The organism is Undibacterium sp. MH2W, from assembly GCF_049340215.1.
Lineage (GTDB): Bacteria > Pseudomonadota > Gammaproteobacteria > Burkholderiales > Burkholderiaceae_D > Undibacterium.
In genome coordinates this window covers 380,649-399,760 of sequence record NZ_JBMPPA010000004.1, presented here as the reverse complement: position 1 = coordinate 399,760, position 19,112 = coordinate 380,649, and the positions used below count along the sequence as shown (strand labels likewise).

At 47.9% G+C, this 19,112-nt stretch carries 12 protein-coding genes; 6 read left to right on the top strand and 6 right to left on the bottom strand.

The window, feature by feature from the left end:
• The first annotated feature begins 8 nt into the window (after positions 1-8).
• The 5 genes from ACO0K2_RS12415 to ACO0K2_RS12395 all read left to right on the top strand — a co-directional run bounded on the left by ACO0K2_RS12415 (position 9) and on the right by ACO0K2_RS12395 (position 6,428).
• The gene (locus ACO0K2_RS12415) at positions 9-845 is read left to right on the top strand and encodes a TOMM precursor leader peptide-binding protein (RefSeq protein WP_423019192.1); all 837 of its coding nucleotides are present in this window, start codon (positions 9-11) and stop codon (positions 843-845) included.
• Complete coding sequence (locus tag ACO0K2_RS12410) at positions 842-2,155, top strand: YcaO-like family protein (protein WP_423019190.1); 1,314 nt, start codon at positions 842-844, stop codon at positions 2,153-2,155. Before ACO0K2_RS12415 ends, ACO0K2_RS12410 begins: the two co-directional genes overlap by 4 nt.
• Positions 2,156-2,170: 15 nt before the next feature.
• A complete protein-coding gene (locus ACO0K2_RS12405; RefSeq protein ID WP_423019188.1) occupies positions 2,171-2,995 on the top strand; it encodes a SagB family peptide dehydrogenase in 825 nt (274 codons plus the stop codon).
• An 83-nt stretch (positions 2,996-3,078) separates the two neighbouring features.
• Positions 3,079-5,307, top strand: a complete 2,229-nt coding sequence (locus ACO0K2_RS12400) for an ATP-binding cassette domain-containing protein (protein WP_423019186.1) — start codon at positions 3,079-3,081, stop codon at positions 5,305-5,307.
• Positions 5,308-5,309: 2 nt separating this feature from the next.
• On the top strand, positions 5,310-6,428 hold the full coding sequence (locus ACO0K2_RS12395; protein WP_423019184.1) for an ABC transporter permease: 1,119 nt from the start codon (positions 5,310-5,312) through the stop codon (positions 6,426-6,428).
• A gap of 212 nt (positions 6,429-6,640) precedes the next feature.
• Here ACO0K2_RS12395 and ACO0K2_RS12390 read toward each other — a convergent pair whose 3' ends face one another.
• Both ACO0K2_RS12390 and argA read right to left on the bottom strand, forming a co-directional pair.
• A complete protein-coding gene (locus tag ACO0K2_RS12390; protein ID WP_423019182.1) occupies positions 6,641-6,913 on the bottom strand; it encodes an oxidative damage protection protein in 273 nt (90 codons plus the stop codon).
• Positions 6,914-7,018: 105 nt separating this feature from the next.
• Positions 7,019-8,329, bottom strand: coding sequence for an amino-acid N-acetyltransferase (gene argA, locus ACO0K2_RS12385; protein ID WP_423019180.1), 1,311 nt, complete (start codon positions 8,327-8,329; stop codon positions 7,019-7,021).
• A 651-nt stretch (positions 8,330-8,980) separates the two neighbouring features.
• On the opposite strand from argA, the gene hrpA reads away from it, so the two are divergent.
• Positions 8,981-12,982 carry an ATP-dependent RNA helicase HrpA gene (hrpA, locus tag ACO0K2_RS12380; RefSeq protein WP_423019401.1) on the top strand — a complete coding sequence of 1,334 codons (4,002 nt, stop codon included), beginning with the start codon at positions 8,981-8,983 and terminating at the stop codon, positions 12,980-12,982.
• A gap of 209 nt (positions 12,983-13,191) precedes the next feature.
• Here the strand turns inward: hrpA and ACO0K2_RS12375 are convergent, their stop codons facing one another.
• From ACO0K2_RS12375 to pepF, 4 genes are all read right to left on the bottom strand, one after another.
• Positions 13,192-14,430, bottom strand: a complete 1,239-nt coding sequence (locus tag ACO0K2_RS12375) for a dicarboxylate/amino acid:cation symporter (RefSeq protein WP_423019178.1) — start codon at positions 14,428-14,430, stop codon at positions 13,192-13,194.
• A gap of 497 nt (positions 14,431-14,927) precedes the next feature.
• The gene (locus ACO0K2_RS12370) at positions 14,928-15,821 is read right to left on the bottom strand and encodes a DUF1186 domain-containing protein (protein WP_423019176.1); all 894 of its coding nucleotides are present in this window, start codon (positions 15,819-15,821) and stop codon (positions 14,928-14,930) included.
• A gap of 264 nt (positions 15,822-16,085) precedes the next feature.
• Positions 16,086-16,685 carry a hemerythrin domain-containing protein gene (locus tag ACO0K2_RS12365; RefSeq protein ID WP_423019174.1) on the bottom strand — a complete coding sequence of 200 codons (600 nt, stop codon included), beginning with the start codon at positions 16,683-16,685 and terminating at the stop codon, positions 16,086-16,088.
• Positions 16,686-16,927: 242 nt separating this feature from the next.
• The gene (gene pepF / locus ACO0K2_RS12360) at positions 16,928-18,793 is read right to left on the bottom strand and encodes an oligoendopeptidase F (RefSeq protein WP_423019172.1); all 1,866 of its coding nucleotides are present in this window, start codon (positions 18,791-18,793) and stop codon (positions 16,928-16,930) included.
• Positions 18,794-19,112: the final 319 nt, after the last annotated feature.

The window sequence follows — 19,112 nt, the reverse complement described above, 5'->3', positions numbered from 1 at the left end:
AGCACGGAATGACTTCCTCGACATTAATTGACTCTTTGTCGAATGAATTTTCAGAAACAGTCTTGGCATCGACGATTCAGTCACTCACTGCCACAGGCGTTCTTGTCAGTGAAGACGCTCGATCGATGGGGGAGAGCACGCATTTGCACTTACAGCACTATCGAGAAATGAGTGGGAATCCGGAAGGTAGACCTCTTGAGCAATATGATCCAGCCTGTTGGCGTGTCGCATTAGTGGGTAAGGGCATGTTAGCAAATGCATTGAAATTAGCGATTGCGGATGTTCAGATTGAAGTTGAATGTGTTGATGATACGTTACCGACAGTAAGTGATAAGCGTTGCGTCATCCTGACGGTTTCAGACGATGAAAATGTTGCGCTAGCACGGGCGTGGAATAAAACCGCAGTTGCCCTCGGCTTACCATTTTTATTTGTAGGCATCGATTGGTCGGTCGTTCAGTGTGGGCCGCTCGTTCTTCCACGCGCGACGGCATGCTATGAATGCTATTACCACCGGGTTCGCGCTACTCGTCGGTTCGTCAATGAATTCGACGCGCTCAGTGATCGCTCTCGCATTCTCTACAATAAATTACCCAGTAAGCTTGCGATACAGTGGGCTGTTGCTGAAACATTGCGCTTACTCTTACGCTACTTGAGCGGGACACATGACCAACTCCATCAAAGTCCATTCTCGACCATTGACACCTTTCAAGGCAGCGTTGAACGCAGCATGGTTCTGCGGCTGCCACGATGCCCAGTGTGCGGTAATGCAAGTGGAGAAAAGCCTGTTAGTGCCGTTTATCAACACGCTCAACTTCGGCGTGGTAGTGGAGTAAGTCGCGTATGAGTGACGCACACACTTTGGCCATGTTGCATGCTGCATTGGTGAATCAGCGACATGGAATTATTACGTCTTTATTGGAAGAAGTAGAGCATCCGGCTGCGCGTGGCTTATTTGTTTTTAATGCGATGACGGTGGATTGCAAGGCGATCATGCTCAATCCCACGCACCAGCAGATGAAGACAGAACGTCATAGCTTGGCTGGCTCTGGTGCCGCTTTTGATCGCACGTCGGCGTTATGGGCTGGATTTGGAGAGGCAGTTGAGCGCTATTCAGCTGCAATATACGATGAAGAACAATTACATTACGCCAGTGAATACGATTTAAAGGACGCGGCGGTGTCGCTGGATGACTTTATTTTGTATTCGCCAGAGCAATATGCACAGAATGACCTTGAATTCAGTGCGCCTGACAAGCATGCAGTACGAGCGTGGTCGAGCGCAATCAATCTTGCTCACCCAAGTCACCTGTTATACGTCCCAGCGCAGATGGTGTATCTGGGCATGCGCGTAAAGCAAAAAGCGGAAATTGTCTCTCAGTCATCCAGCACCGGTTTAGCCTGCGGGATGCACATAGACCGCGTCATGCTGAGCGGGTTGTGTGAAGTGATTGAGAGGGATGCATTTGCGGCAATGTGGCAAATGCGTTATGCGCCTCGGCGATTGCACCTCACTGACGTAACGATGGCGATGCTGTTGCCTGGTGTTAGGGCGATCCTACTTAAAGCGGATCTTGATATTACCCTCTGGGATATCACGACTGATATCGGCTTACCGGTTGTACTTTGCCTTGCGCGAAATCGTCAAAAAGCGACCATGTCCTTTGGTGCGAGTGCGCATCTTGATATTCATCAGGCGATCAACAAAGCGCTGACGGAATCAATGCACGGATACATTTGGGCCCATTCGATATTGGCAGGGGATTTGCCAATACCCGATGCGGATGCCATTCAACAACCAGGTGATCACTTTGCCTATTATCTTCGTCGTGAACGCCAAGACAATCTCGCCTTTTTATTTGAAAACCAAGAACACATCTCAAGTGACGATTCGTCGTTACGACAGTTAGCAGACATCGATGCGCTGATTCAACGGTTGGGTCATTTGGGCTATCAGCCCTTGATCTCTGATGTCACTTCTCCTGATATCGGCGCGCTCGGTTTTCATGTGATACGCGCCTTGATTCCAGGTCTTCAACCCTTGCTATTTGGTAGCGGTTTAGTCAGTGGTGATCATCGACGACTCCAACGTATCGCAAACCATTGGGGATTGCCAAGCATACCTGCTCCTAATCTCGATCCACATCCCTTTCCTTAATCATAAGAAGAAAAAATGGAAACTCTCCAAACACTGCTTCCACCAAAGCCTTTGGCTGCCAATGTTGATATCGATGATCCAGCTGAAATTTTGCAGGAGCAAACCAAATTTCATCGTTCAACGATGGCTGGCTTGATTAAAAATATAAGTCGCTATTTACACCATCCTACCTATATCGCTCGAGGTATCGCTGGCTTTCATCATTATGATGGTAGTGAAGTTATTACTTTGCCGGCACCAAGGTTGGATGTGGGCTCACTTTGCGATGCATTGTCATTGCGGAGAAGTGTTCGTCAATTGTCATCCACGCTCACTTTGCAAGACCTATCGACCTTGTTGCACTATTCATTCCGGGTAAATCACTACGTGCAAAGCGACGTTGCTCCGCATTTAAAGCTATCGCTTCGACCCTATCCATCGCCTGGGGGACTATATCCGACTGAGTTTTATTTGTTCATCAATGATGTCGATGATGTGACGCCATGTATCGCGCACTACGATGCCCGCGAACATTGTTTGCGTCGCTTGTCAGATCAGGATGGGAAAGCGTTTTCAAACGTCGAAATTCGCTCTGGAAATGATGGCATTCATGCTCCAGTCATCTGTGTTATGACGAGCGTTCCACAACGCGCAACTGCTAAATATGGCCCTCGTGGCTATCGCATGGCACTCCTTGAGGTGGGGCATGCGAGCCAAAATCTATGTCTTGTCGCTCGAGGTCTTGGTTTGGGAAGCTTAGTGTATGGTGCTTTTTATGACGATGAACTGGCACGTTTACTGCAAATCGATGGCGTAACTGAAACGGTTGTATCTGTTGTACTTGTGGGAAAGGAAGCGTGATGGATTGTGTGAACATGAGCCTAGAGGAAATAGATAATGTTGACTCAATCCCTTCTTTATTGGCAACAAAAAGCAAGCGACTCATGTCGTGCGCTTTGACAGCTGATTTTCGTGGTGCACAGGCTTCGTTGAGAGAATTGCATCAATTGCGCGGACAGCTTCCTGGCTATGTCACGTTGCGCGACGTCGCAAGAGGTGAGGTAGAGATCGTTTCATTTGGAAAGAGCGTTGGTGTCGACATCCCCTCCGATGCGATCGCGCTGATTGACCACATGGACGAAGCGATAGACCGCTGTGCTCAATGGTTGGGTGTGACAGCTCCCACGATTATGGTGCAATGTTTACCTCATCATAGTGACTTGCACTACACATTACCGTGCTTCCCTGGACTCGCACTCATCCGCCTATCAAGTTTAGCAGCCGGCTTTCCAACTGACATGCGCCCGATCCTATTGCATGAGGTGGCACACGCATTTCTTCATTGCGGAGTTCGGCTACTGGACGAGGGGTGGGCGCATTACTTTACCCAGCAACATCATGATTTGCCCATGCCGCCTTTCGAGCGTCAAACGAACGTAGATATTCGCCATTTGTTGATGGCCGATGGAGACGCCATATTTGGTGATGGATCCGATGATCCCTCTGAGTTCTATCAATCCGCTACCGAAATGGGTGCTGAGTTAATCGCGAAAGTCATTGCTGCGCGAGGTATTGACGGGTTGCGTTCACTTTTTATCGCTGTCTCACAATGTGCATGCCGTACCGAAGTGATTAGTCATGTAGAGGCCGCTCTTGGAGAAGCGCTTCCGCAAAGGCCTGTTGTGAATACAAACCCTCAGCTTGATTCGCACACTGTGATGCGTGTACGTCACGCGATTTTTGACGCATGGAAAAGCAAAACTCCGCAGGATCTTGATCAGGTGATTAATGAGATTGAGTCGCTTGAGTATATTGGTTGTCAAACCCTGCTCGATTGCGTGCTCGCCTTACGTATTAACCGTGCGTTGCTTCACGTGAGCGCAGGTGAAAAGCCGAGTACCAACGAGTTACTTCGTCTCGACTCTTTACTTCATGACGCACTTTGTCTAACACCCGGTCGTCTATGGTTGTGGCGCGCCTGTCGTTTGGTGCTCACTATTTCAGTAGTGCGACCTAATATCATTAAGGTGGCGACAGCAGGCAGTCAGGCATTGCAGGCCTTTAAGCATGCTGCAAGCCTGATTCCCGATGATCCTGACCTCCTGATACATCATGCGATGTTATTACTCAATGCTCCTGAACAGTATGGAGGAGATCGGGATCTTGGGGTGTCAAAATTGCGTCGCGCGATGGATGATCCTCAATATCGTCTGCACGCAATTGGTATTTTGGAGCGCTATGGCTACGTTGTAGCTGATACTGAATCGGATGTAATCGCGACTTCTTCTTCATCATCTTCTTCGCAGCATGTCGTTTTGAATGTGGCCCATCTACAGTTAACACTGAAGAGTGGTTTTTGTTTACAACTTTCTGATCTGCATTTGATGGAAGGTGCCAAAGTGGGTATTGTCGGTCCCAATGGTTGTGGAAAGACGGTACTCCTCGAAACACTGTTAGGTTTGCGCACACCTGACGAGGGCCAAGTCGAAATCTTGTCAACTGAAGGAGCGGCCATGCGCCGTCATATTGGCGGTGTTTTACAAAGTGCTGATTTCCCCGCAGATATCAAGGTACGTGAAATCATGTCGATGCATGAGACTATTTATCAGCATACTGATGAGAGAGTCACTCAGGCATTGGGGTTGCAAGAATTGCGTAATCGCCCTTGGAAAACGCTCTCTCGCGGGCAAAAACAACGCGTTCTACTGTGGCTTGCATTGTCCCATGCACCAAAGTTGGTTTTGCTCGACGAACCTTCATTAGGCCTTGATGAATGGTATGCAAGGCGATTACGTGAATTATTGCAAACCCTCCCGTGTGCAGTGTTGCTGATCTCCCATTTACCAACGGACTTACTCGTTGTAGACACCCTATTGTGCATGGCGAATGGCAGGATTGTTGATCGCGGTACCTTGCCTGATCTTATTCATCGCCATGTCGGCGAATTCAAAGCAGAGGTACATCAACTACTTCACGCGGATGCCGAAAAAGCGTTCTTGGCATTGCCACACAGTGTACATCCCCCTCGCCAGCAAGATGGCGTATGGCGATGTTTTGGGCATACTGGATTTGATCAGGGTTTTCGTCGATTTATCGACCAGTTTTCGATTAAGTCATTTCGTCTGGAGAGTACAGGTGTTGATGATTTTTTAGCGGAGGTCAGTCGGACATGAGAATGCAAGTGTTATTTTATTTAATGAGATTAGATCTAAGACTCTTTTTCCGAGCGCGGTTGGCGATGTTTTGGACATTTGCATTTCCAGTGTTATTGCTGGTGGTGCAAATGGGATTATTTGGACATGCAGCGGCGCTTAGACCAGTTTCCTTGCGTATTGTTGATCTTGATGGGAGTGCTGAGAGTGCTGCATTCGTTTTTTATATGAAGCGTGAGCTGGCACTTCAGAAAGTAGTCCGATTCGATATCTTTTCTGGATCGAATATGGCTAATTCGAGGTCGCCTGAAGAGCAAGATGTGTTGCTGACGATTCCGCATGGATTCGAGGATCATGTTTTACATCAGAAAGAGACAGTCATTCCGCTCTCAACGAAATTAAAGCAAGGACCACTTTACGATGCATCCTTTGGACTCTTACGCGCACTGAGTACCACATACAACCTCCATGTCATCGCGGCTCCGCAGCGTGTCCTATTGCAAACACCCGTATCACCAGCCTCACAACTGGATTATGGTCTCTACCTTGTGACTGGACTATCAGGGATGATCATCTTATCGTCGAGTTTGATGGGTTTTGCGGGCCCACTTGTTGCCGCACGCGAAGGGGGCATGTTTAAGCTTTATCAGCTATTTCCAATGAAAACGGAGCTTGTCGTCATCGCTTGGTGGCTGTCTCGTTTGTGTGTGACGCTTCTTGCTAGTATCTTTATGCTGGTCATTGCGCGGCTCTTGTATGACGTGCGTATTGATACGACGTCTGTGGGGTTATGTCTCGCGCTCTGTGTTATGGTTCTGGGGACTGGCGCTTCGCTTGCCTTAGGAATGCTCATTGCGGCACTTTGCCCCACGGTGATTTCCGTTGCAATGGTCTCCAATGTTCTCTATCTCCCATTAATGTTAGCGAGTGACCTCGTCATCCCGCTTGATTCGCTGCCGAGGCGCATGCAAGAACTACTGTCGTGGATGCCACTCCATGCGATGGTTGATGCAATACGTAGTTGTATGATGAATCAATCCGATTGGCACTTGGTGGGATATAGCGTCATTGCCTCGTTGCTGACGTTAAGTGTCGCGCTATTCTTCTCAGCGAAACATTTTACTTGGGCACCAAGGGGCTGATCGATTGGATTGGCGTTGTATGTCCTGTCATTTCGAGAGCGACTTTTTGCTTTTTTTTGTTTTTTTAAGGGCAAAAAAAATCCCTGTCACGAAGGTGGTCAGGGATAGACATGATCTCCGAGGAAAGTGCCTAGACGCACGCACTTCTTCGATAGTGTGATCGCGAAGAAGGGGAGCTCCCCTCAATACCTGCGATCAACACAGAACAATAATTATGCTGCTGGCGGAACATAACCCGCGGCAGCATCAGCGCCGTCGCCAAAGAAATGTTTTTCCATCTGCGTAGCGAGGTACTTGCGTGCGCGCACATCGGCCAGATTGAGGCGGTTCTCATTGACCAACATAGTCTGATGTTTCATCCAGCCTGCCCATGCTTCTTTGGACACACTTTCAAAAATCTTTTTACCCAGATCACCAGGGTAAGGAGGGAAGTCCAAACCTTCAGCTTCTTTATCTAATTTGATGCAGTGGACCATACGGGCCATGGTAATACTCCTTAGAAAACCTGTCATAACTAAAAACAGCAGCGATTATAAGTCAAAATCAATCGCGACAACGTGGTGCGCCAGATTGGCAATGACAACCTTCACTTATAGCTGCTTAATCAGCACTAAGGACTTTCGTTGCCAGTTATACATTTTTTGGCGATCTTTTGGTAAATCATCCACCGATGCTTTGACAAAGCCACGTTTCAGGAACCAATGTTCTGTTCGCGTTGTGAGAACAAACAAGGAATGGAAGCCCGCACGCCGGGCGCGTTTTTCCATGTGCTTAAGAATTCGCTCGCCATCGCCTTGGCTCTGTACGTCAGGGTTGACGGTCAAGCATGCCATTTCGGCCATCTTGTCGAACGGGAAAGGGTACAGCGCCGCACAGCCGAAAATAACGCCATCATGTTCAATGACAGAGAAATAATTGATTTCACGCTCAATGAGTTCGCGACCACGTTTGACAAGTGTGCCGTCCGCTTCGAGTGGCTCGATTAGTTTGATGATACCGCCCACATCCTCAATGGTCGCTTCACGCAGACTCTCAAGGTTTTCGGAGGACACCATTGTGCCAACACCATCATGCGTGAACACCTCAAGCAAGGCAGACCCGTCTAATTCATAGGGGACAATGTGAATCCGAGGTACGCCGCCACGTGACGCTTTGACAGCATGCTCCAGATAAAACGCAGAATCCGGCGGCAGGTAGTTCTTTTTGAGCTCTTGTTCTGCTTGAAGGAAAGATAATTCACGGATTTCGTCGCCATCTTGGTCAACCATCATGGGTGTCTCAGAGATGAAGATCAATTTGTCCGCACGCAGCGCAGTGGCTGCAGATACCGCGACATCTTCCATTGTCAGGTTAAATGCCTCGCCCGTTGGCGAGAATCCAAGTGGGCCAAGTAGCACCAGATTACCTGCATCGAGAATGCGATGAATCGTGTCATAAGCTACTTTACGCGCGATCCCTGTCAATCCAAAATCGACGCCACCGACGATGCCGATTGGTTTGGCCGTAACAAAGTTGCCAGAAATAATGCGTATTGCCGCATGCGCCATCGGCGTGTTTGGCAAACCTTGGCTAAATGCGGCTTCAATATCCAGACGCAACTCACCGGCGGCTTCTTTTGAGCATTCTAGTGCCGCAGTATCGGTGATACGAATGCCATTGTGAAACTGCCCCTCCACGTTTCTCAGCGCCAATTGCTCAGCGACCTGTGGTCGTGAACCATGCACGATCACGATCTTGATCCCAAGTGCGTGGAGTAACGATAAATCCTGTGCCAAAACCGGTAAGGCGCCAGCCATCACGAGTTCACCCGGGAAGGCAACGACGAAAGTTTTGCCACGGAAGGCATGAATATACGGCGCGACCGAACGCAGCCAATCAACGAATTGAACGGGATTTTCCATACGCTTATTATAATCTGAGTCATTCGCGACTTGTCGCGGTAAAGCCATTCAAAATAAGAAGCAGCGCTCATTTATGGCATTCTTTTTGATGGTAAGCCGATTTTATGTCGTTTTTATTACGAGAGTGCCCGTTGTTCTACTATTTATTGCGTCCTTCTGTCGGTAAAGCTCAAGTAGACGATGGTGCGGTTTTGTTAAGCACGAGATCGCACTAGCCACTAGCAATCCGTGCAACGGAAAAAAAGGGGGGCCTCGCGCTGCGTCGTCGGGGGCTTGATACGATTTTACATTTGCTTGGTGCTGTTGCAGGTGAATCGGTCAGGTCATCGCCGTTGAATTAACATAGAAGGGAGGGATGTCGCTATATCGCTGAGCAATACGCTATCAATCGTTAAAAGATTTTAAAAATAAACATTTTTAGACGCTTACTTTGGCATCTTTGACAGGTCATCGTCAAAATCTGGGATAATGCGCACCGCTATGTCTTCTAATCAATCCCCCAAAAACCACCCTAAAAAAAACGGCAGCATCACGATTGATGGACTGTCGGGTCTGCGCGAGCTTCGTCAACAATTGCGCCAATCAGAGCCGTTGCCTGAAAAGGTACCCGTTACCGCAGTGCAAAGCACTCCGCAACGTTCAACTGCAACCATGGATCGGCGTGCTGTTTCGCACACGTCCAAGCCACAAAGTGATGTGACAACTGGGCTTCAAAAGGCACAGTCATCCCAGCAACGTCACACTAACAATGCGGGGCGTGTTGTACGGCAACCGCAAGCCGAACAAGCAGCTCAGGCAGATCTGCCTATGAGAAACCCCTTGCCGGTGATTACCTACCCGGAAGAGCTGCCTGTATCCGGTCGGCGCATGGAAATCGCCGAGGCCTTGCAACAACATCAAGTAATTATTGTGTGTGGTGAAACGGGATCCGGTAAAACGACTCAGTTACCTAAAATTTGTTTGGAGCTTGGTCGTGGTCAAAAAGGATTGATCGGGCATACGCAGCCTCGCAGAATTGCCGCCTCATCGACGGCAAAACGGATCGCACAAGAACTCAATTCGCCGCTCGGTGAGCATGTCGGTTTTAAAGTGCGATTTACTGACACCCTCAGCAAAGGGGCATCCGTCAAATTGATGACCGATGGTATTTTGCTTGCAGAAACGCAGACCGATCCGTTATTACGTCAATACGACACGATCATCATCGATGAAGCGCATGAGCGCAGCTTAAATATTGATTTTCTGCTTGGATATCTCAAGCAACTGTTACCAAAACGTCGTGATTTGAAGATTATCATCACGTCAGCGACGATTGATGCCCAGCGTTTTGCACATCATTTTGCGCAAATGCGGGAAGGGCAATTGACTCCTGCTCCCGTGATCGAGGTATCTGGCCGCTTATATCCGGTCGAGATTCGTTACCGGCCAGTGCAGGACACCGAAAAAGACAAAGAGCGCGATTTGATGACGGCCATTACCGATGCCGTTGATGAATTGTGTCGCATTGGTTCCGGTGATGTACTTGTGTTCTTACCGGGCGAACGGGAAATTCGTGATGCGGCGGAGGCGTTACGTAAGCACCATCCACCCCATGTCGAGATTTTGCCGCTGTTTGCCCGTCTCTCTGCGCAAGAACAAGAACGTGTATTTAAAACCTCCAATGCGCGTCGTATCGTATTGGCGACCAACGTTGCCGAAACATCCTTGACAGTCCCAGGCATTCGGTTTGTGGTCGACACTGGCTTGGCACGTGTCAAACGCTATAGTTACCGAAATAAAGTAGAACAGTTGCAGGTGGAGGCGATTGCCCAATCGGCGGCGAACCAGCGGGCAGGGCGATGCGGTCGTGTTGCGGCGGGTGTTTGCATTCGGTTGTTTGATGAGCAGGAGTTCAATCAACGTATCCGATTCACCGAGCCTGAAATTTTGCGCTCCTCTCTTGCGGCGGTCATCTTACGGATGAAGTCCCTGCGTCTGACCGACGTCGAGACATTTCCGTTTATTGAGCCGCCTCCCGGTCGGGCGATTGCTGATGGTTATCAGCTATTGCAAGAGCTCGGAGCGATGGATGATGCTAATCAGTTGACGCCTGTCGGAAAACAGCTCGCAAAATTGCCCCTCGACCCACGCGTCGGTCGAATGATTCTTGCCGCGCGTGATAATCAGGCCTTACAAGAAGTTTTAATTATCGCTGCTGCCTTGTCGGTACAGGATCCTCGTGACCGCCCGATGGAGGCGCAGGCTGCTGCGGATCAGGCGCATAAGAAGTTTGCTGATGAGAAATCAGAGTTCTCGTCGTATCTCAAAATATGGCAGTGGTTTGAAGATGCTATTGCCCATAAAAAAACAAACCGCCAGTTGCAGGATAACTATCGGACGAATTTTTTAAGCCAGATGCGTTTGCGTGAATGGCGTGAAGTACATTCCCAATTGCTGACGATCGTGAAAGAACAGGGGTGGCGTCTCAATGAATCACCGGCGACTTACGAGCAGTTACATTTATCGTTATTGACAGGTTTGCTGGGCAATATCGGGTATAAATCCGATGAAGAGGCGCATTACCTTGGTGCGCGGGGCATCAAATTCTTCATTTGGCCAGGGTCGAGTCTCGCCAAAAAAGCGGGCCGATGGATAATGGCGGCCGAATTGGTTGATACGTCACGCTTATATGGCCGATGTATTGCGCAGATTCAGCCAGAGTGGCTGGAGAAAATTGGCGGTCATTTGTTGAAAAAGTCGTATGGCGAGCCACGTTGGGAAAAGAAAGCAGGTCAGGTGTCTGCCTTTGAGCGGGCAACCTTATATGGCCTTGTCGTCTATAGCCAGCGACGGATCCAGTACGGACTGACGCATCCTGCAGAAGCGCGTGAGATTTTTATTCGCGAAGCGCTCGTCGATGGCGAGTTCGAAACCCGCGCGCCATTTTTCGCTTATAACCAAAAACTTGTTCGAGAAATCGAAAATCTTGAGCATAAGTCACGGCGTTTGGATGTACTGGTCGATGAGCAATTGATCGTCGCTTTTTACGATCAATATCTACCACCTGACGTGTACAACGCTGTGTTATTTGAGCAGTGGTACAAAGAAGCGAGCAGAGCAAATCCGAAAATACTGTATCTGAACAAAGATGAGTTGATGCGCCATGAGGCAGCTGGCATCACCACGGATTTGTTTCCGAAAACGATGCAAGTATCCGGTGTCGCATTGCAACTGAGTTATCACTTCGAACCAGGTAGCCCAAGAGATGGCGTCACACTCACTGTGCCACTATTTTCACTCAACCAGGTGTCTGCTGAACGCAGTGAATGGCTGGTGCCCGGGATGCTCAAAGAAAAAGTGCATCTGTTGATCAAATCATTGCCGCAGAAAATTCGTCGTCACTGTGTTCCATTGCCCGAGTATGCAGCGGGATTTTGTGAGCGGAATGAGTTTGGTCGAGGTAATTTTCTCGATGCGGTGATTGCTGATATCCGTGAGCAAAAAGGCTTGCTGTGTAAAACCACCGACTTTAAGTTTGAAACCCTACCGGTGCATTTGACGATGAATTTTAAAGTCGTCGATGAGCATGGTCGTCAATTAGAGATGGGACGAAATCTCGCCAATCTACGGGCGGAGTTTGGAGGACAAGCGAGAGAGAGTTTTCAGAAGATCGCGAGTGCCGAAAAGCTGGCCTTATTGGATGGCAACGTCTCGCCTCACCATCAGACTGGCACCGCCTCGTCATCGTCTTCGTCGAGGAACAGTGCGGATGATCGAAAGCAGGGCGGTGCATCGAAGAGCGCAGCACCTGTCATGAAGCAAGAGAACTTAACCGGCTGGACGTTTGATAGTTTGCCAGAATTACTGGAAGTGCAGCAGGGGAAGCAAACGTTGATTGGCTATCCTGCCTTAGTAGATAAAATTTCACATTGCCATATTGAAGTGTTTGATGATCCCGATGAGGCCGCTCGGGTACATCGCATCGGACTGCGCCGTTTGTTCGCTTTGCAGCTCAAAGAACAGGTGAAATTTTTAGAGAAAAATATTCCTGGTTTGCAGCAAATGGGAATGCAATTTATGGCGTTGGGCTCGCAAGAAGAATTGCGAGAGCAAATCATTCAAACAGCGATCGAGCGTGCTTGTTTGCAGCATCCGTTACCAATTAACGCCGGTGAATTTAGTATTCGTCGAGAAGAAGGTAAAGCCCGATTAAATCTACTGGCCAATGAAATTGCACGGATGGCAGGGCAGATTTTGGCGGAATTTTACAGTCTGCCGAAAAAATTGCAGGGTGTGAAAGCCCACGCACAGGCTGCTGCTGACATGCAAAGCCAGTTGCAACAGCTCGTGACGAAGCGCTTTATTGCAGAGACTGATTTCACCCAATTGGCACATTTTCCCCGTTATTTGAAGGCGATCACCATTCGCTTGGATAAGCTACGCGCTGATCCTTCTCGTGATGCAAGGTTGATGGCAGAGTGGAATAGTGTCGCGCAGCCTTGGCAGAGAATGCCGCGTAAGTCTGGTACTGGGTCGGATATTGATCCCAAATTACTGGAGTTTCGCTGGATGTTAGAGGAGCTACGGGTTTCTTTGTTTGCGCAAGAATTGAAAACCCCTATGCCAGTTTCAGTCAAGCGTTTACAAAAAGTATGGGAGAGTATGCAGCGATGAGGTAACTTAGCGCATTCACGTTGCACGCAGTGTTATTGTAAAAGGCTGATGAGGATGATCCTTCATCAGCTTTTTTTATTCAAGTGATGCATCGATGATCGAATCGATGTGCTTGCTGTTGTATGTGGCAAAAAAAATGGTGGCCACCTTGCGGCGCCACCATCTTGTTTGGATGTCAGTGAGTCTGACTTGATATTGTCAGCTACGTGTTAGTGTGAGCTGGTATCGAGACCGTTTTCCCATTTTGCAATTACAGCAGCTGCAATGGAGTTACCTACCGCGTTTGTTGCGGAACGACCCATATCCAAGAACTGATCAACGCCCATAATCAATAACAGACCTGCTTCAGGAATATTGAATTGATTTAATGTCGCAGCAATCACGACCAGCGATGCGCGTGGAACACCTGCCATCCCTTTCGATGTCACCATCAGCAACAGCAACATGGTGATTTGTGTGCTCAAGGACAGTTCAATGCCGTAAGCCTGCGCAATAAATAACACGGCAAAGGTGCAGTACATCATGGAGCCGTCGAGGTTGAACGAGTAACCCATTGGCAAGACGAAGCTGGAGATTTTGCGTTTCACGCCAAATTTGTCGAGTGCGTCCAAAATTTTTGGATAAGCCGCTTCAGAGCTGGCTGTGGAGAACGCGACGAGGAAAGGCTCGCGGATCAATTCCATCAATTTGAAAATGGATTTACCAATAAACGCAAAGCCAGCCAGAATCAACAGACTCCACAAAATAGCCAAGCCAAAATAGAAACCAGCCATGAATTTGGCAAATGTCACCAACACACCGAGACCTTGCGTTGTGATGACGGATGCCATTGCTGCAAATACTGCGATCGGAGCCAAATTCATGATCGCGCCAGTCATTTTGAGCATGACATGTGCAAGTTCTTCGATCATGCCAGCCAATTTTTTACCGGAGTCGCCAAGGTTTGCCAGCGCGGAGCCAAAGAAGATTGAGAAAATAACGATTTGCAGAATTTCGTTATTTGCCATCGCTTCAATCGGTGATTTTGGGAACAAGTGGCTGATGAAATCTTTCAGTGAGAATGCACCGGTTTTCAAATTGGTGCTGGCGTTCACGTCAGGAAGTGGCAAGCCTAAGTGCGTGCCAAGTTGCAGCGCATTCGATAACAACAAGCCAATCGTCAGGGATACCAGAGAAGCAATGACGAACCAACCCATTGCTTTGATACCGACGCGACCAATTGTTTTTGTATCGCCAAGATGGGCAATACCGATAGTCAGCGTAGAGAACACCAGCAAAGAGATGATCATCTTGATGAGACGTAAGAATATATCCGTCGCAATCGAGAAATATCCTGCCAGATCGGTCATAAATTTGGTCGTTGCCCATGTTTCATGGCAAACGTAGCCAACGGCAATACCCGCCAGCATCGCGACAAATATCATCGGGGTGGATGATGGTTTTTTCATAGTTCCTCCAATTTTATGCAGCCAGTCACTGGCATGCACCCTTGATTTAGTTGTAAAGCAAAAATTCTCAATTGACTTGCGATAGGCCGCAAAAACAGTCAGTGCCAGCATTGTTGCCAGCAATGCGTTATCTTGAAAATCCTCAACAGGATAAAGGCGTGGTCGATATGTCGATCACACCTTGTTTAATACACGGAGATTTTTGGTCTTTTGTGTTAGCCAGTAAGGGCTGTTTCAGAGTGCCATTACTCGTCTTTGTTGCGAGTGTTTTGGGTTGACACAATGGGCTCGCATCATGGCATTAACAAAAAAAAGGAAGTATTGGGGAAAACCACAATTGCATTGTATTTTTTCTAAACAAAATACGGTGGAAAGTAATTTTTAAAAAATTAGTATATTAATTGCCAATTAAAAAGGCGATGAATATCGCTTTGAACCCGTGCGGCTTCTCAGCGATTATTTTTATTTCAATTCAATGCGCATGGAGATGTAACGCCTCAGATATGAATGCCGTGGCATTTTTTGTATTTTTTCCCACTACCGCAAGGGCACGGATCATTTCGCCCAATCTTAGGCTCTTTGCGAATCGTATGCTGGGTATAGGTCTCGCGAAAACTTGGCTTTTTCTCTTCCTGAAAACCAGACCACCATCCCATCTCTTTCTCGACGTCATGGATATAGCCTTTGCCGTGCTCTAACTCAAGCGCACGACTTGCATTGTAGTCTTGCAAAATATGTTCGTTAAACCAGTCGCGGTCGCTGATTTGTGGATCGAGTAATTGTTGATCGAACCAGTCGTTGACCTGCTGCGCCATTTCGGTCGCGCAGAGCGCTGTGGCGACATCCACGATGGTCTCAAGCAATACGGCGTCGCCCTCAGCATTTTCGCGCCGTTGTCGTGCTATGACTTCACCTTGGGTGCTTAAAAAATCGATGAGTTCACTACGGTCGTTTTCTCCGGCGATGACGCGGACCTGCCATGCAATTAATGCGGCGGTTCTCGACCAGATGCTGGTTTTTTCATCGCAAAAGCGCTGCTGAAGGGGCAGGACATTGCCATCGCACACGGATGCTAAGCAGCGCCCGTAGGTTTCGGTCACCACATCACCCATCATGCTTTCAATAATTTCATCAGGAAAGCCCCCCATTGCTAACATCGGCATGTAGGCGTCAGTGACGCGCCACGAGGCGAGCAAGTGCATGGCGTACATGTGTAGCATGTATTCGCCGTCTTCTGTGATTGCTGGGTTATTTGCCGCATCAACTAATGCTTGAATCAGATATGGAGTGACTTCTTCTTTATTCTCTTCTGCAAACGCGATGGCTGCACGTGGAAAGGGCGATGAGAAATAGTCGATTTGTTCTCGCAGTGTGAGCCAGGCTTGGGACATATTTTTTTGTCGGTAGGTAGAGAGGACTGCATTGCATATAAAGCACAGTATAACAGTCAGCACTCCTTTTTTGCGGACAAAAAAGTGTATTTAAATTGGCATATATTAACGTTTATTGGTGTTTTTTTACGTGTATTGGTATTGACATGCTGACACGAATCAGTCTTTTCTTCTTCGCAAATAGACTTGGCAAAACAATGTCTTACCGAGTCTTCTATCGCGACGCAATACGATCTTAATAATCTCGTATGTGTTGAGGTTGGGTCAGAGCGGATCGGCGATCCCAATCGGTGCAGGGCTGATGTGGACAATCATTGAAAATAACTGTTCATAGCGGTAGCGTTCACCAGCCTCATCGAGGTGTTGACGGTTCTCAATGAAGGCCTGATCGATCTCTTGCCAGTCATTAAAATTAAGGACTTGCTTGGCGACAGGAATAATTGTTTTTTCTTCGATGGACATATGCGAATAATAAAATTTCGCATACTGCTCTACCAATTGATAGAAATGGGCAAATGCTGCGCTGCCGGTAAATTCGTAGCGCAACAAGGCATCTTGTAATTGATGAGCGAGAAACTCTCCTTTTGCATGCTGTGCGATCAGTTCATCGAGCTCGCTATCGAGTTGGTGCGTACGCTCTTTGATTTTGGCAAAAAGAAATTGGTCCTCTTTGGGATGGTGAATTTTCTCTGGATATTCCGAGATGTAGTAGAGCATGGCGCGGAATACTTTGAGATCGGGAGCTGGCCCACCTTTTTCAATTCCCCTGACGAAATAAAGCATGCCCTGAATGACTGCAGAAAGATGTTCATGTTCATGCTGGATGATGTCAACGGCGACAGGGTGAAGGTTGCGTGTGGCCATAATAGGTCTCCAAAGTGTTTTCCACAATGTACTCCTCCCATCATTCACAGTTTTTGATGCGGATCAAAGTTTGATTGGGGAATCTATGACTCAAGAGCGCTCAAATGTTCCTAGATGTTTCACACGTAACTTCAAAAAAATCCCCGCTTTATGCATGACATTAGGCGGGGACTGCGTTTTAGCGGTGTTTCGCGAGAAATGAAGTGCCATTCACGCGAACACTTTTATTGATGAAGTTACGTTTACTTACGTTTGGCTAGAATCACTTCAATTTGATCCATGATGCTGTTCATCCGTTTAAAGACGGCCTGATAAGGTGCTGGCGAGGCAAGATCGACACCCGCGTTTTTCACTAAATCGTAGGGGTAAACCGATGCACCTGCTTTGAGGATATTGAGGTATTTATCTCTAGCACCTGTCTGACCATGCAGAATTTCATCGGCGAACATTGAGCCGGCGGCAATGGATGTTGCGTATTGAAATACATAGAAGCGATTATAAAAATGTGGAATGTAAGCCCACTCCACGGCATAGGTATCATCGATTTTCATGACGCCTTCTTTATCGCCGTGATATCGCTTCAGGATGTCGCCGTAAATTTTACTTAAACCTTCGCCGGTGAGTGACTCGCCTTTGTCGACGCGGGCATGGACTTCGCGTTCAAAATCAGCAAACATCGCCTGGCGGAAGAAGGTCCCGCGTAAGTTTTCTAGGGCAGATCCAAGATAGAGCAAACGTTCATCGTCTGTTTTCGCAATTTTCAACATGTGATCGAGTAAAAATACCTCGTTCGTTGTTGACGCGATTTCGGCAGTAAAAGTGGGGTAGTCCGAATTGAGGAAGGACTGATTTTTATTCGCCAGATAGGAATGCATTGCATGTCCCCACTCGTGACCGAGTGTAGAGACGGATTCGTAGTCATCGTTGTAGTTCAGCAGCAGGTACGGATGAACATCGTACGCTGTTCCAGACATATAAGCACCAGAGCGTTTGTGCGGACGAGGGTAGACGTCCATCCAGCGTTCTGTCGTTGCTTTCGTCATTGCAGCTACATAGTCGTCACCAAGTGGTTTGACGGATGCCAGCATGAGTTTGACGCCGTCTTCGATGGGATAGTGGTAATCACCAGAGACAAGAGCAGGGTACATGTCGTAATAATGCAGGTCATTCACGCCCAGCATTTTTGCGCGTAATTTGAAATAACGATGCAATGTAGGGAGATTTGCTTGGGTCTGCGTTACTAAGGTATCGTACACGGCACGCGGCAAGTTATTACCATCCAATGCTTGTGTCAGCGAATCTGGATAGTTACGTACTTTGGCGTTGACTGCATCTTTCTTCAACTGTTCATAGAAAGTAACGCCAAACGTACGTTCGAACTCTTTCCATTTTCCCCAGAATGCATCAAAGACGAGTTTACGATCGGCGCGGTTGCCTGAGGCACGATATTTGGTGTAGGCGGCTTGGTCGATGACAACTTCCTCGCCATTCGAGAGCTTCACCCTCGGCCATGGAATATCAGCACTGGAGAGGGTGGAATAGACTGCATTGGCCGCATTGGTCGCGAGGCCAAAATTAGCGATGAGTTCTTCGCCTTTTTTGTCTAAGGTATGCTTACTAGCGCGCAGAATGTCGTGCAAGTAGAACGCATAACCATTCAACGATTTGTCTTGCGCTAAGAATGCATCAATTTTCTTTTGCCCGATCAAGAGAAGCTCTGGCCGTAAGAAAGAGCTTGCCGCGTCCACTTTGCTACCTAAAATTTCGGCACTTTGAGCGATGTCCTGTCCCGCAGTGGTTCCCGTGTCTTGATCGCGAAATTGCGATGCGTAGTTTGATAACCGCACAAAGCGCTTTAAGACATCGCTATTGAGGTCGAGACACGCCTTGAATTGTTTAGCGCTACTGCCTAAATGGCCACTGCATTTTTCCAGCTCTGTTAATTGTGATTCAAGATGGCTAGCATCTTTATCCCAAGCAGCGCGATCCGCGTATAAATCTTTGAGATTCCATTGGTTCGCCTCGACATCATTAGGGAGGTTAGCGTGGCTGTAACCAGGTAGGGCGAACGTTAGCGCAAGGATGCTTGCAATCAAAGTGCGTTTCATAGGGTCTCCGAATTTTTTGCGGGCTGACATTCGTGGCACCAAACAACGATTTGGCGTCATGTCGGCAGTTGGAAACTTGAAAATATACAGTGTATTGACCCGCTAAGTGCAATGGCTAAGGGCACTTGCGGGCCCTTATGCTTATTTCAAAAGAATCTTTGGTTTTATATAACTTTGCGGGTTTTTCTATGCTTTTGTTGTTGCTAACACCGTGATTCTTTGGTCAGATTGTGACATTTTTGTGAACGAGTGTTATGCATTGTAATGATGTAAAGCCTTCTTTTTGTTTCTAGTACAATCGAAGTGCCTTGTCATGGCG